At 65.5% G+C, this 14496-nt stretch carries 10 protein-coding genes; 7 read left to right on the plus strand and 3 right to left on the minus strand.

Features of this window, described 5'->3' with window-relative positions; genetic code table 11:
• The first annotated feature begins 8 nt into the window (after window positions 1-8).
• The 6 genes from CR103_RS07195 to CR103_RS07220 are packed head-to-tail and all read left to right on the plus strand — an operon-like array spanning window position 9 to window position 6008.
• Complete coding sequence (locus CR103_RS07195; protein WP_099915319.1) at window positions 9-1580, plus strand: class I adenylate-forming enzyme family protein; 1572 nt, start codon at window positions 9-11, stop codon at window positions 1578-1580.
• Entirely contained in the window at window positions 1580-2752 is a 1173-nt protein-coding gene (locus tag CR103_RS07200) for an ABC transporter substrate-binding protein (protein ID WP_099915388.1), read from the plus strand. The genes CR103_RS07195 and CR103_RS07200 overlap by 1 nt, the downstream gene beginning before the upstream one ends.
• A 6-nt stretch (window positions 2753-2758) precedes the next feature.
• Window positions 2759-3643: a branched-chain amino acid ABC transporter permease gene (locus tag CR103_RS07205; RefSeq protein ID WP_099915320.1), complete on the plus strand. Its 885-nt coding sequence runs from the start codon at window positions 2759-2761 to the stop codon at window positions 3641-3643.
• Window positions 3640-4608: a branched-chain amino acid ABC transporter permease gene (locus CR103_RS07210; RefSeq protein ID WP_099915321.1), complete on the plus strand. Its 969-nt coding sequence runs from the start codon at window positions 3640-3642 to the stop codon at window positions 4606-4608. The genes CR103_RS07205 and CR103_RS07210 overlap by 4 nt, the downstream gene beginning before the upstream one ends.
• Entirely contained in the window at window positions 4601-5320 is a 720-nt protein-coding gene (locus tag CR103_RS07215) for an ABC transporter ATP-binding protein (protein ID WP_099915322.1), read from the plus strand. Before CR103_RS07210 ends, CR103_RS07215 begins: the two co-directional genes overlap by 8 nt.
• Window positions 5307-6008 carry an ABC transporter ATP-binding protein gene (locus CR103_RS07220; RefSeq protein ID WP_099915389.1) on the plus strand — a complete coding sequence of 234 codons (702 nt, stop codon included), beginning with the start codon at window positions 5307-5309 and terminating at the stop codon, window positions 6006-6008. Before CR103_RS07215 ends, CR103_RS07220 begins: the two co-directional genes overlap by 14 nt.
• Before the next feature lie 22 nt (window positions 6009-6030).
• Here the strand turns inward: CR103_RS07220 and waaF are convergent, their stop codons facing one another.
• Both waaF and msbA read right to left on the minus strand, forming a co-directional pair.
• On the minus strand, window positions 6031-7068 hold the full coding sequence (waaF, locus tag CR103_RS07225) for a lipopolysaccharide heptosyltransferase II (protein ID WP_229442847.1): 1038 nt from the start codon (window positions 7066-7068) through the stop codon (window positions 6031-6033).
• Window positions 7065-8789: a lipid A export permease/ATP-binding protein MsbA gene (gene msbA, locus CR103_RS07230; RefSeq protein WP_099915391.1), complete on the minus strand. Its 1725-nt coding sequence runs from the start codon at window positions 8787-8789 to the stop codon at window positions 7065-7067. The genes waaF and msbA overlap by 4 nt, the downstream gene beginning before the upstream one ends.
• Before the next feature lie 266 nt (window positions 8790-9055).
• On the opposite strand from msbA, the gene CR103_RS07235 reads away from it, so the two are divergent.
• Window positions 9056-10309, plus strand: a complete 1254-nt coding sequence (locus CR103_RS07235) for an O-antigen ligase family protein (RefSeq protein ID WP_180279310.1) — start codon at window positions 9056-9058, stop codon at window positions 10307-10309.
• Window positions 10310-10890: 581 nt separating this feature from the next.
• Here CR103_RS07235 and dnaE read toward each other — a convergent pair.
• Window positions 10891-14436, minus strand: a complete 3546-nt coding sequence (dnaE, locus tag CR103_RS07240) for a DNA polymerase III subunit alpha (RefSeq protein ID WP_229442849.1) — start codon at window positions 14434-14436, stop codon at window positions 10891-10893.
• Window positions 14437-14496: the final 60 nt, after the last annotated feature.

Here is a 14496-nt window from a genome sequence, read left to right on the forward strand (position 1 = left end):
AAGTGGTCATGAATACCCCTGCGCTGGCAGGCGCCCTGCCCGCCCGCATCTGCGCCATCGTGCGCGCGCAGGCCGCGCGCACGCCCCATTCGCCGGCCCTGCATCAGGCTGGCCGCAGCTGCAGCTACGCCGAGCTGGCGATGCAGGTCGACGCGCATGCGGCGCTGTTGCGCCAGCTCGGCGTGCGCGCCGGCGACCGGGTGATGGTGATCGGCGAAAACTGCGTCGCTCAGGTCGCTTTGATTTTCGCGGCGGCCGAACTCGACGCCTGGATCGTCAACGTCAACGCCCGCCTGTCGCACGCGGAAGTGGCGACCATTCGCCAGCACAGCGGCGCGCGGCGCGTGCTGTACCTGGTCGCCGATTCAGCCGAAGCCGGGATGCACGCCAAGCGCGACGCCGCCGCCGCGATCGGGGGCATGGCCGGCTTGTCCGCCGGCCCGCTGAACCAGCAATGCAGCGCCGAACCGGTAGAGCCAGGCAACGGCCAGGTCGCCGCCCTGATCTATACCACCGGCACCACCGGCCAGCCGAAGGGGGTGATGCTGACGCACCGCAACCTGCTCTTCATCGCCGCCGTGTCGAGCACCCTGCGCGGCCTGGCGCCGCAAGACCGCGCTTACGGCGTGCTGCCGATCTCGCATGTCTACGGCCTGGCGTCGGTCATGCTCGGCACCTTGTACGCGGGCGCCTGCCTGTATCTGTCACCACGTTTTTCCAGCGCCGCCATGCTGCGCGCCATCAGCGAAGACAAGCTGACGATTTTGCAGGGCGTGCCGGCGATGTACGCACGGCTGGTAGAACTGACGGCGCCGCTGCCGGCGCCGCTCGCTTCAACGCTACGCTTCATCTACGCCGGCGGCTCGCCGCTCGACCCGAACCTGAAACAGCAGGTCGAGCAGCTGCTTGGGCTGCCACTGCATAACGGCTACGGCATGACCGAAAGCGCGCCGACCATCAGCCAGACCAGGCTCGATGCGCCGCGCGCCGACACCTCGGTCGGCACCGCCATTCCCGGCGTCGAGGTGCGCATCGTCGACGCCGGCGGCGCCGGCGTCAACCTTGGCGACACCGGCGAACTGTGGGTGCGCGGCCCGAACGTCATGCGCGGGTATTACCGCGACCCGGCGCAAACAGCGGCGACAATGCGCCCCGGCGGCTGGCTCAATACCGGCGACATGGCGCGCCAGGACAGCGATGGCGCCCTGTTCATCGTCGGGCGCACCAAGGAGTTGATCATCCGCTCGGGCTTCAATGTCTATCCGCTGGAGGTGGAGACGGTGCTCAACGCCCACCCCGGCGTGATCCAGTCGGCGGTGGTGGGGCGCAATGTGGGCGCCGGCAACGAAGAGGTGGTGGCGTTCGTCGAAGCGGACTGCGGCAATCCACCAGGCCCGCAGGAATTGCATCACTACCTGGCAGAACGCCTGTCGGCCTACAAGTGCCCGTCCGAGATCGTGATCATGGCGGCGCTGCCGGCGGCGGCGACCGGAAAAATTTTGAAAGGCCAGTTGAAAGCACTGGCGCAAAGCATGCCACCAAATGAAGTCACACAAAATGACACCACAGGAGACACATGATGACGACCAGGTTCAAGCTTATCGGGCTGGCAGCCCTTGCTTCGGCAGCACTGATGGGTGGCGGCAGCGCCGGCGCTGAAGAGATCAAGGTCGGCGCCGAGCTGCCGCTGACCGGGTCGCTGGCAAGGGTCGGCGCCGGCATGCAGGAAGGAATCATGGTCGCGGCCGACGTATTCAACAAGACCAACGGCAAGCACACCATCAAGATCATCACCATCGACGACGAGTCGGCGCCGGCCAAGGCCATCGCCGCGGTCGAAAAGCTGGCCAGCGACGGTGTCGTCGCGATCACCGGCGGCTACGGCAGCAACAACATCTCGCCGGCGTCGGACGCCGCCAACAAACTCGGCCTGGTCTACATCACCTCCGGCGGCGTCGACGACAGCCTGGTCAACGCCGGGCGCAAGAATTTTTTCCGCATCAATAACTCGGCCGGTTACGAAAAAGCGATGGTCGGCATGCTCGGCGACGTCGGTGCCAAATCGGTCTCGATCGTCTATTCGACCAAGGACGCCACCGCCAACCTGGCCAAGGACGTCGAAACGGCGCTGGCCGCCAAGGGCGTCAAGGTGACGATGCACTCGTTCGATCCGGCGATCACCGACTTCAAGCCGATCATCAACAAGATCAAGATCCAGGACAAGTCGGAAGTGATCGCGATGGTCGGCTACGAGAACGACTACGTCGGCATCCTGCGCGCCGCGCGGGTGCTCAAACCCGCCGTCAAGGCCATGGTCGGGGTCTGGTCGCTCGCCACCCCGAAAATGGCGTCCGATTTTCCGGACCTGATGCCGAACGTGTACGGCACCGCCCTGCTGCCGTTCCCGGCCCAATTCAAGACCGCCGACGGCAAGGCCTTCGCCGATGCCTACAAGGCGCTGTACAAAAAAGAGCCGGATTACCTGGGCCAGTTCGGCTACGTCCAATCGATGCTGCTGTTCGAAGCGATCGCCCGCGCAGCCGACAAGGGCACGCTCAAGAAAGGCGGCGTCGCCGAAGAGATGCGCAAGACCGACCGCGAGACCCTGATCGGCCGCGTGCAGTTCAGCGCCAACGGCGACAACCTGAACTTCGTGCACCGCATGGGCCAGCATCAGGACAAGAAAATCGTCATCGTCTGGCCGAAGGAAACCGCCACCGGCAAGCTGGCCTATCCGGCCACGCCCTGGTAAGCCGGCATGACTGAACTGATACTGCAGGCGCTGTATTCGGGCTTGCTGCAGGGCGGCTCGTACGCCCTCATCGCCCTGGGCCTGGCGCTGGTGTTCGGCACCATGAAGGTGATCAACCTGGCGCACGGCGAACTGGTGCTGCTGGCCGCCTATGTCGCTTACGCGGTCGAGTCGGGCCTGGGTTTGGGATCAGGCTTCGGTCCCATCTTCGCCATTCCGATCGCGCTGGTGGTGGTCTGCATCGCCGCAGTATCGGTCTATTTCGTCGTCAGCCGCATCAAGATTGATCGCGAGATCAATTCGCTGATCCTTACCTACGGCATCGGCGTCATCCTCACCAACCTCATCCTGCTGGTGTGGCACGCCGACGTGCGCTCAACGAACTCGACCTGGCTGCAGGAGGCATTCGTCGTCGGGCCGTTCTACAGCATGCGCAGCGAACTGATTTTCTTCGGCGTCAGCGTCGCCCTGATGGGCGCACTGTGGTGGTGGCTCGCGCGCAGCTGGTATGGCCGCGCGGTGCGCGCGGTGTCCTCCAACCGCGACGCCGCCGAACTGATGGGGATCGACCCGGGCCGCACCGAACTGGTGTCGTTCATCGTCGCCGGCGTACTGGCCGCCTTCGCCGGCGTGGCGCTGTTTAGCTACGGCGTGATCCAGCCGGCCTACGGCGGCGCGCTGACCGTCAAGGCCTTCATCATCACCGTGCTGGCCGGGGTCGGCTCGATTCCGGGCGTGCTGCTCGGCGCCGTGCTGCTCGGCGTGGCCGAAGCACTGACCGTCACCCTGGCCAGCTCCGCCTTGCAGGAACTGGCGGGCATGACGCTGTTCCTGCTGGTGCTGTTCGTGATGCCCAACGGCCTGTTTGGCGCGGCGCGGCGGCGCGGATGAGCGGCGCGATCAACGCGGGGATAAAAATCAACAAGACGCTGGTCGCACTGATCGTCGCCGGCTACGCCGTGGTGCCGTTCGCGCTCGGCGCCAACAACTACATCATGAGCATGATCGTCGCCGCGCTGGTGATCGGCGGCGTCGCGCTGTCGTGGGCCCTGCTCGGCAACCTGGGCGGCATGGTCAGTTTCGGCCACTCGGCGTTTTTCGGCGTCGGCGCCTATGTGTCGGCGCTTGTCACCGTCAAGCTGGGCGTACCGGTATTGCTCGCGCTGCCGCTGGGCGGCGTCGGTGCGGTGCTGGCGTCGATCGTCATGATGCCGGTGCTGCGCCTGCGCGGCCCCTATTTTGCGCTGGCGATCCTGGCGTACGCGCACATCTTCCGCATCCTCGCCACCGAATGGAGTTCGGTCACCGGCGGCTCGGGCGGGGTGTCCGGGATCCCCGGTTTTCCCACCGTGTTCGGCTTCGACTTCGGCACCAAGATGGGCGCTTACCTGATCGCCCTGACCCTGGTGCTGGTGTTCGCGTTCGCCTACGCGCGCATCCGCGCCAGCTACTATGGCATCGCCCTGCGCGCCATGCACGACAGCGAGGACGCCACCCGCGTCGTCGGCGTCAACAGCACGGTGCTGAAAGCGGCGATGCTGATGGTGTCGGCCTTCATGGCGGGCGTGTTCGGCGCGCTCAACGCCCACTACATCAACTTCCTCGAACCGGACTATGCCTTCAACGCGCTGTGGGTCACGCTGCCGGTCGTGGCCGCCATTTTTGGGGGCTACCGCACCATTTCAGGCCCGGTGATCGGCGCGCTGGTGGTGTACATGGCCGATCAGCTGGTTTTCAAGGCGCTGATGCCGACCGGGCACCAGCTGGTGCTCGGCGTGCTGCTGGTAATGATGATCGTGTTCAGTCCTTCCGGCCTGATGCCCTTGCTTAAAAAATGGACTGCCCGCCATGCTTGAACTTGAAAACGTGTCGGTGCGCTTCGGCGGGCTGACGGCGGTGAACGACGTCAGCCTGAAGATCGGTAGCCACGACGTGATCGGCCTGGTGGGCTCGAACGGCGCCGGCAAGACCACGCTGTTCAACGCCATTTCGGGCCTGGTGCGCCCGAGTACGGGCCGCATCCGCTTCGACGGCCGCGACATTTTGCGCGCGCCGATGTACCTGCGCGCGCGGCTCGGCATCGGCCGCACTTTCCAGGTGCCGCAGCCAATGCACGAACTGACCGTGCGCGAAAACCTGCTGGTGGCGCAGCGCTTCGGCACCGGCCGCGTCGACCACAAGAAGATCGACGACATCCTGGCGTTCACCAGCCTGGCCGACAAGGCCAACCGCCACGCCGCCACGGAACTGGCGCTGACGGAACTCAAAGCGCTGGAAGTAGCCAAGGCGCTGGCGACCGATCCGCAGCTGCTGCTGCTGGACGAGGTGCTGGCGGGCCTGGAGACGAGCGGCAAGCGGCGCTTCATGGGCATGCTGCGCGAACTGCACACCAGGTTCGGCGTCGGCATCGTCATGATCGAGCACGATATCGAAACCATCACCGCCCTGTGTCCACGCGTGGCGGTGCTCAATTTCGGCCAGTTGATCGCCGACGGCACGCCGGATGCGGTGTTCCGCGATCCGGCCGTCATCAAGAGCTATACGGGAGCCGACCATGCTGATACTTGAGCAGGTGCGCGCCGGTTATGGCGCCATCAACGTGCTGTGGGACGTCTCGCTGGCGGTTGCCGCCGGCAGCCTGACCACCATCATCGGACCGAACGGCGCCGGCAAGACGACGCTGCTGCGCGCGATCATGGGACTGCTGCCGGTGTCGCACGGCGCCATCACGCTGAACGGCAAACCGCTGGCTGGCATGCCGACCTGGGGCATGGCCGGGCTGTCGGTGGCGATGGTGCCGGAAGGGCGCATGACGTTTCGCGACATGAGTGTCGAGGAAAACCTGATCATGGGCGGGTTTCCGAAAGCGCACCGCGCGCACGTGGCCAGGCGTTTGGAGGAAGCATATGCGATGTTCCCGCGCCTGCGCGAGCGGCGCCGGCAGCTTGCCGGCTCGCTGTCGGGCGGCGAAGCGCAGATGCTGGCGATGGCGCGCGGCCTGATGTCGGACCCGAAGCTGCTGATCGTCGACGAGCCATCGCTGGGGCTGGCGCCGCTGGTGGTGAACGAGGTGTTCGAGATCCTGGCGCGGCTGAAGGACGGCTCGCGCACCATCATCCTGGTCGAGCAGAACACGCAGCGCGCGGTGGCGGTGGCCGATCACGTGTACCTGATGCAGAGCGGGAAAGTGGTGCTGTCGCAGGCGGCGGCGGAGGTAAATCTGGAGCATTTGCACGGGCTCTACTTCGCCCGCTAAGGGTGACGGATTACCGGGCAAGCTACTTCGCCAGCATCGGCTGCAGCTCCCGCCACACCAAATTTACCGCCATCTTGTTCATGCAATCGTGATGTCCCAACGGGCACTCCCTCTGCCGGCACGGCGAACATGCCAGCCGCAGCGATATCGATGTTGCGACGCTTGAAAACGGCGGCGCGTGATCCGGGTCGGTCGGTCCGTACAGCGCCACCACCGGCCGGTCCAGCGCCGATGCGATGTGCAGCAGGCCCGAGTCGTTGGCCACCACCGCGTCGGCCCGGGCGATCAGCGCGATCGCTTCGTCGAGCTTGGTCGCACCGGCCAGGTTGAACATGGCGCCGCCGCCACTAGCGACCACCACGTCATCGCACGCCTCGCGGTCCTTGGGCGAGCCGAGCAGCGCCACCTGCGCCGACGGATCCGCCGCGAAGATCGCCTTCGCCAGCTCGGCAAAGTGCGCGGCCGGCCAGCGCTTGGCGGCGCCGAATTCGGCGCCGGGCGCAAACACCACCAGGGGACGATCCGGCGCGATGCCGGTCTTTGCGCACACAGCGGCGATCTGCTCGCTGCCGGCCAGCAGGCGCGGGCGCCCCACCGGCCCAAGCGGCATCGATGGGTGGTGCGCCAGCGCCGCATAAAACGGCACCATCGGCCGCGCCGGCAGCTCGTCGTGGTGCATCACGTTGAGCAGGCCGTAGCGCATCTCGCCCTTGTACCCGACTCGCTTTGCAATCCCGGCGAACCACGGAATCAGCGCATACTTGAGCGTGTTCGGCAGCACGTAGGCGGAACCATAATTGCGTGCGCGCAGCTGGCGGCCGAACGCCCAGCGCTCCTTCAACTGCAGCGCGCCATGCCGGAATGGCGTTTCGAGCACGCTGTCGACTTCCGCCATCGCGCGCCATACGGGCGCCACGCCTGGCGGCGCCAACACGTCGATGGCGCGCTCGGGATACTGGTGTTTCAGCTGCTGCAGCAAGGGCTGGGCCATCACGGCGTCGCCGATCCAGTTGGGCGAAATCACCAGCGTGCGTTTCAGTGTCGACTCGGCGCCGGTCATGCCGCCTCCGTCGAAAACTGCAGCCGGTACAGGTTGGCGTAGATGCCGCCGGCGGCGAGCAGTTCGTCATGCCGGCCCGACTCGACGATGCGCCCCTGGTCCATCACGACGATGCGGTCGGCCCGTTCGATGGTCGACAGCCGGTGCGCAATCACCAGCGTGGTGCGCCCGCTCATCAAGGCATCGAGCGCGGCCTGCACCGCGCGCTCCGATTCGTTGTCGAGGGCGGAGGTGGCTTCGTCGAGAATCAGGATCGGCGCGTCCTTGTAGATGGCGCGGGCGATCGCCACGCGCTGGCGCTGGCCGCCCGACAGGCGCATGCCGTTCTCGCCGATCATCGTGTCGACGCCTTCGGGCAGCGCGGCGACGACGTCAAACAGGTGCGCGGCCTTGATCGCAGCGGCAAGCCGGGCAGGGTCGGCCTGCTCGGCGCCGTAGGCGATGTTGGCGCCGAGCGTATCGTCGAACAGCACCACGTTCTGGCTCACCATGGCCAACTGCGCGCGCAGGCTGGTCAGCGCAATGTCGTCGTACGGCACGCCGTCGAGCAGCAACCGGCCCGACTGCGGCGCGTAAAACCGCGTGACCAGGTTGACGAAAGTCGACTTGCCGCCGCCCGATACGCCGACCAGCGCCACGGTTTGTCCCGGCAACACTTCGAGCGACACACCGGACAGTGCCAGCGGATTGTTGACGGAATACCGGAACGACACGTCTTGCAGTTCCAGATGACCGTTGGCGCGGTCCAGCACCTTGGTGCCGATGTCGTGTTCGAGCGGCGCGTCGATCATTTCGAACACCGTTTCGGCGGCGGACAGCCCGCGCTGCATCGGACCGTTCACTTCGACCAGCGCTTTTAACGGCTGCAGCAGCATCAGCATCAGGGTGATGAAATTGGTGAATTCGCCCACGCTCATTGCGGAGCGGATCGCGATCACGATCACCACCGACACCGCCAGTGCGGTGGCGATCTGGGTAATCGGCACGGTGGCCGCGGCAGCCACCGTCATGCGCTGCGAGAAGCCGCGCAGGGCCTCGCTGCGCGCCTCGAAGCGCCGGCGCTCGTAGGTTTCGCCCGAGAACACGCGGATTACCTGGTGGCCGCGCGCCGCTTCCTCGACCACTTGCGTCATCTCGCCGGTGACGCGCTGGTTGTCGCGGTTCAGGCGCCGCAGGCGAGCGGTGGTGGTGCGCACGATGACGGCGGTGAGCGGCACCACCACCAGCGCGATCAGCGTCAGCTTCCAGTTCAGCATCATCAGGCCGATCAGCAGGCCGGCCACCACCAGCGTGTCGCGCACGAAGGCCAGGAACACCGAGTTGATCATGTCGACTACCTGGCGCACGTCGCCGATCACGGTGTTGATGATCTTGCCGGTGGACTCTTCGTGGAAGCGCACGACGGGCAGGCGCAGCAGGCGTTCGAACACCATGCCGCGCAGGTCGTTGAGCACGCGACTCATGACCCAGTTGTTGAGATAGGCGGTGGCGAAGGTAAACACGCCGCGCACGACGAACAGCGACACCAGGATCGCCGGCACCAGCCACAGGTTGAATTCGACCTTGTTGGTAAAACCTTTGTCGAGCAGCAGTTCGAGCGCCTTGCCCAGCAGCGGCTGGGTCGCGGCGGTACCGGCCATCGCCAGCAGCGACAGCAAGGCGCGCGCGCGGTACGGCCGGACCAGCGCAAACAGGCGCCTGGCGATGCTACTATTTTCCATCGTGCCTCTTTCGTGCGTGTGCGTGTGCGTGTGCGTGTGCGTGTGCGTTTGCGTGTCTTCTACGTGGTGAGCCGGCGGGTGCCTGGCCAGGCGCGACATTCTCGCATGGGTGCCGGTGAGCCGCCATCGGTTCCCCGGACTTTACATGAATCCGCGCAACAACGGGGGCGCCGTCCGCCCAGCCGACCCGGCTCAGCGCAAAAATGGCGGCACGCCCGTGTTGTAGAATACTGAACAACCTTCGATGGCGCGCCCGCAGAATCACCATGACAAACCCACCCGATTTTCCCCTGACGCGCACCGAGAACGTGGTCCGCTACCTGCTGCTGCTGGCACTGTTTTCGGTGTCGTTTTCAACCGCGCTGACCAACATCTTCGTCGTCCTGTCGTATATCGGTTTCGTGGCAGCGCTGTGCACCAGCGCTCACTTGCGCGGGGTGCAGCGCACGCCGCCGGCGCTGCTCGCGCTGGCCCTGCTCGCTTTGTATATCATTGGTTCAAGCTGGTCGATCGCACCGCACGACGATATCCGCACGGCGCTGCAAAAATACTCGCGCCTGCTGGTCTTGCCGATCGCCATAGCGCTGAGCTGGCGCGACCCGACGCTGCCGACGCGCGCGCTGCGCTGGTTCATGGCCGGCGCCGGCGTGCTGGCGCTGTCCTGCTACCTGGTTAGCATCGGCAAGATGCCCCAGTCGAGCCTGGGGTGGTGGCGCGTCAGCACCGACGCGCGCGATGCCTACGCCTTCAAGAACCACATCACGATCGGCATCCTGCTCGGCTTCGCCGCCAACGCCTGCTTCCTGGGCGCCAGCTACTGCGCCACCATGCGCACGCGCGCCGTTGCTATCGCCGCAGGTATCGCGTTCGCCGTGCCGATCGTGTTCCTCAGCCAGGGCCGCACCGGCTATGTGGCGCTGTTAATCGGCGCCCTTACGGTGTTCCTGCTGCGCACCCGCATCACGCCATTGCGCACGTTCGGGGGCGTGGCGGCGATCGCACTGCTGTCGGCCGGCATCTACATGGCGTCGCCAAACGTCAAATTGCGTACCGACGACCTGGTGACGGAAATCCGCACCGAGCGCCCGCGCACGCCGAACGGCGTGCGCCTCAGTTTCATGCGCGTCGGCCTGCAGCAGTTCGTGGCCCATCCGCTGATCGGCCTTGGCACCGGCGCGTTTGCCCAGGCCTACGCGCCGACCGCGCTGGCCGATTGGCCGGCCGGCTCGGACATGGCGCACGCCCGGCACCAGCCGCACAGCGAGTTCGTGCTGGTGGCGGTGCAACTGGGCCTGCTCGGCACGCTGGTGTATTTGGCCATGCTCGCCAGCCTCGGCAGCGCGGCGCTCGGCCGGCGCGGCATCGAGGCCGACAGCCTGGCGCTGCTGTTGGTGATCTATGTCGTCACCTCGATGTTCAACAGCCTGCTGTGGGACACCACCGAAGCGCACTGGTTCCTGCTGCTGGCGGGCTGCCTGTACGTGGGCGCGCGGCGGCGCCGCGCTGCCGCAACATACTGATATCGCTGATCGTTGCCACCGAACAGCGCTTGCCGCGATGATGCGGCACATGTGGCAGCCCGATGCCGGCTTTCGCTTGGCGACGGCGCCAGCTTGCTACGATAGAAGCTGCCGATTTTCGCGCTAATGGGGTCCCCGCATGCGCGAGGACGACGTGTCAGTTGGGGCCATTCGCCCTGTTGCGACACCCGCGTGCGCGAGGACGACGTGTCAGTTGGGGCCATTCGCCCTTTTGCGACACCCGCATGCGCGAGGACGACGTGTCAGTTGGGGCCATTCGCCCTGTTGCGACACCCGCATGCGCGAGGACGACGTGTCAGTTGGGGCCATTCGCCCTTTTGCGACACCCGCATGCGCGAGGACGACGTGTCAGTTGGGGCCATTCGCCCTTTTGCGACACCCGCGTGCGCGAGGACGACGTGTCAGTTGGGGCCATTCGCCCTGTTGCGACACCCGCATGCGCGAGGACGACGTGTCGGTTGGGGCCATTCGCCCTTTTGCGACACCCGCGTGCGCGAGGACGACGTGTCAGTTGGGGCCATTCGCCCTGTTGCGACACCCGCATGCGCGAGGACGCCGACCTAGTACTCGACCGCTACTTCCTTCGCCCCCAGCACCTGCTCGAGCGCCAATGCCAGCGCGTCTGACGGCGCCACCCGCCACTCGTCGCCCAACTGCAGCGTGCACTCCACGCCCTGCGGCTTGATGCGCATGGCCACCGGCAGACCGTCGGCATTGCGGTACGGCAGCAAGACTTCGGCCACCTTTGCCGGGCTTACCGTGCAGGCGATCGACATCGCCAGCCGGTGGCCGTACTGGATGCGCGACATCGCGATGTCGAACACCTTCTCGGCGGTAATCCGCAAGCCGCCGTTGAAGCGGTCTTCCGACACTTTTCCCACTACCAGCAGGAACTCGTCTTCCTTGAAGATGTTCTTGTTGGCGTCGAAGACTTCGCTGTAGACGGTGACCTCGACCACCGCGGTCTTGTCGTCCAGCGAAACGATCAGGATCCGGCCGCGCTGCGTCATCTGGCTGCGTACGCCCGTGATCACGCCGCACAGCATGCGCGGCTCGCGCGACGGGTCGAGGTCGGCCAGCTTGGTGCGCGCGAAACGGCGCACTTCCGGCGCATAGGTATCGAACATATGGCCCGACAGGTAAAAGCCGAGCGCGATTTTTTCTTCGGACAGCTTTTGCTTCTCGGTCCACGCAGCCGCCTTGACGTACTCGGGCGGCGCCACCAGGTCGCTGTTGTCGTCGCCGAACAGGCTGACCTGGTTGATCGCCTTGTGCGCCTGGTCGGCGCATTCCACCGCAAAGGCGACCGAGGCGAGCAGGATCGCGCGGTCGACGCCGAAGCAATCCATCGCGCCGGCGCGAATCAAGGACTCGATGGTGCGGCGGTTGATCTGCTTGCGGTCGACCCGCTTGCAAAAATCGAACAGGTCGGTGAACGCCCCACCACTGGTACGCGCCGCGATGATCGCTTCGATCGCCGACTGGCCCGATCCCTTGACCGCGCCGAGTCCATAGCGGATATGAGTGACGCGCTTGCCGGTGATCGACGGCGCCGCCCCTTCCGGCGTGAAGCGGTAGTCGGAGTGGTTGATATCGGGCGGCAGCAAGGTCAGGTTGCAGACGTCGATCGCGTCCTCGACCAGGATCTTGATCTTGTCGGTGTCGTCCATCGCCAGCGACAGGTTGGCCGCCATGAACGCGGCGGTATGGTGGGCTTTCAGGTACGCGGTGTGGTACGACAGCAGGGCGTAGGCGGCAGCGTGCGACTTGTTGAAGCCGTAGCCGGCGAATTTTTCCATCAGGTCGAAGATCTCGTCGGCCTTTTGTGCGGTGAGGCCGTCCTTGGCGGCGCCGGCGCGGAAAATCTCGCGGTGCTCGGCCATCTCCTCGGCCTTCTTCTTGCCCATCGCCCGGCGCAGCATGTCGGCGCCGCCGAGCGAGTAACCGCCGACGATCTGCGCCATCTGCATGACCTGCTCCTGGTAAACCATGATGCCGTACGTCTCGGACAGGATGGCCTCGGTGCGCGGGTCGGGATAATCGAATTTTTCGCCGTGCTTGCGCTTGCAGAAGTCCGGGATCAGGTCCATCGGGCCCGGACGGTACAGCGCCACGAGCGCGATGATGTCCTCGAAACGGTCGGGCCGCGCGTCTTTCAGCATGCCCTGCATGCCACGCGACTCGAGCTGGAAGATGGCAACCGTTTTGGCCTTGGTCAGCAGGTCGTACGACGCCCGGTCGTTGAGCGGCAGGCGCGCCAGGTCGAAATCGGCATTGGCCGGGTCGAGCTGCTTGATGTAGCGCACCGCGCGGTCGAGGATGGTGAGCGTGGTCAGGCCCAGGAAGTCGAACTTGACCAGGCCCACGGCTTCGACGTCGTCCTTGTCGTACTGCGACACCACGCCCGAGTCGCCGCCCTGCGTGTACAGCGGGCAGAAATCGGTGAGCTTACCGGGCGCGATCAGCACGCCGCCGGCGTGCATGCCGATATTGCGGGCGATGCCTTCGACCTGCTGCGCCAGGTCGAGCAGCTGCTTCACTTCGTCCTCGTTTTCCAGCCGCTCGGCCAGTTGCGGCTCCTCGGCGATGGCGTCGGCAATCGTCACCGGTTTGCCCGGCTTGAACGGGATCAGCTTGGAGATGCCGTCGCAGAAATTGTAGCCGAAATCGAGCACCCGGCCGACGTCGCGGATCGCGCCCTTGGCCGCCATGGTACCGAAGGTGGCGATCTGCGAGACCGCCTCCTTGCCGTACAAATCCTTGACGTGCTGAATCACGCGGTCGCGCCCTTCCTGGCAGAAGTCGATGTCGAAGTCGGGCATCGACACCCGTTCCGGATTGAGAAAGCGCTCGAACAGCAGGTTGTACTGCAAGGGATCAAGGTCGGTGATCAACAGCGAGTAGGCCACCAGCGAGCCGGCGCCGGAGCCGCGCCCAGGGCCCACCGGCACGCCGTTTTCCTTGGCCCACTTGATGAACTCGGCCACGATCAGAAAGTAGCCGGGAAACTTCATGTTGCAGATGGTGTCGGTCTCGAACTTCAGGCGCGACTCGTAGCGCTCGCGCTCGGCCTCGCGCTTGACCGGATCGGGATACAGCTGGACCAGCCGCTGCTCCAGGCCCGCCTTCGATTCGGCAACCAGGAATTGGTCGATCGTCATGCCGGGTGGGGTCGGGAAATTCGGCAGCTGCGGCTTGCCGAGCGTGAGCTCCACGTTACAGCGTCGGGCGATTTCGACCGAGTTGGCCAGCGCCGCCGGCAAGTCGGCGAACAGCTCGGCCATCTCGGCCTGGCTCTTGAAGCGCATCTCTTCGTTGAAGCGCTTGACCCGCTTGGCGTTGGCCAGCATTTCGCCTTCCGCGATACAGGTGCGCGCCTCGTGGGCGATAAATTCGTCGGGCGAGAGGAACTGGACCGGATGGGTGGCGACCACCGGCAACCCGAGCCTGGCCGCCAGCGCCACCGCGTGACGCACCTGCGGCTCCTGGTTCGGCTGGCCGGCGCGCTGCACCTCGATGTAAAAATGGCCGGGAAAAACCGCCGCCCAGCGCTGCGCGCAACGCTCGGCCAGCGCCAAGTTGCCGTTTTCGATGGCGATGCCGACGTCGCCGAAATGGGCGCCCGACAGCACGATCAGGCCATTCGCCTGCGACTGGCCGGGGTGCAAGGTCGATTCGCTGGTGGCCAGCGCTGCCAGCCAGTCCGGGTGGATTTCGGCGCGGCCCTTGTGCTGGTTGGTCAGCCACGCTTTCGACAGCAGTTCGCACAGCTGCAGGTAGCCGGTGTGGTTTTTCGCCAGCAGCAGCAATCGCGAAGGCCGGTCGCGGTTGTCGTCGTTGGTGATCCATACATCGACCCCGATAACCGGCTTGATGCCTTTGCCACGCGCCGCCTTGTAGAACTTGACCATGCCGAACAGGTTGACCAGGTCGGTGATCGCCAGCGCCGGCTGGCTGTCGTTGGCGGCGGCTTTGATGATGTCGTCGATCCGCACCAGGCCGTCGACGATCGAGTATTCGGAGTGCACGCGCAGGTGGACAAACCGTGGCGCCGCCGGTTTGTCCAACGCTGCCACAGCTGCCGTACCGTGTTCACTGGCGTTCATGACATCCATGCTCATTTGCTAATCACCTGCTGTGCGAAGAAGCGCTATTTTACCGCGACC

Source organism: Massilia psychrophila (genome assembly GCF_002760665.1).
Taxonomy (GTDB): domain Bacteria; phylum Pseudomonadota; class Gammaproteobacteria; order Burkholderiales; family Burkholderiaceae_D; genus JAFCUW01.

Bases quoted from the DNA above. Each gene is read 5' to 3' on its own strand.
- CR103_RS07195 (WP_099915319.1), top strand. From the start codon at position 9: ATGAATACCCCTGCGCTGGCAGGCGCCCTGCCCGCCCGCATCTGCGCC.
- CR103_RS07200 (WP_099915388.1), top strand. From the start codon at position 1,580: ATGACGACCAGGTTCAAGCTTATCGGGCTGGCAGCCCTTGCTTCGGCA.
- CR103_RS07205 (WP_099915320.1), top strand. From the start codon at position 2,759: ATGACTGAACTGATACTGCAGGCGCTGTATTCGGGCTTGCTGCAGGGC.
- CR103_RS07210 (WP_099915321.1), top strand. From the start codon at position 3,640: ATGAGCGGCGCGATCAACGCGGGGATAAAAATCAACAAGACGCTGGTC.
- CR103_RS07215 (WP_099915322.1), top strand. From the start codon at position 4,601: ATGCTTGAACTTGAAAACGTGTCGGTGCGCTTCGGCGGGCTGACGGCG.
- CR103_RS07220 (WP_099915389.1), top strand. From the start codon at position 5,307: ATGCTGATACTTGAGCAGGTGCGCGCCGGTTATGGCGCCATCAACGTG.
- waaF (WP_229442847.1), bottom strand. From the start codon at position 7,068: ATGACCGGCGCCGAGTCGACACTGAAACGCACGCTGGTGATTTCGCCC.
- msbA (WP_099915391.1), bottom strand. From the start codon at position 8,789: ATGGAAAATAGTAGCATCGCCAGGCGCCTGTTTGCGCTGGTCCGGCCG.
- CR103_RS07235 (WP_180279310.1), top strand. From the start codon at position 9,056: ATGACAAACCCACCCGATTTTCCCCTGACGCGCACCGAGAACGTGGTC.
- dnaE (WP_229442849.1), bottom strand. From the start codon at position 14,436: ATGAACGCCAGTGAACACGGTACGGCAGCTGTGGCAGCGTTGGACAAA.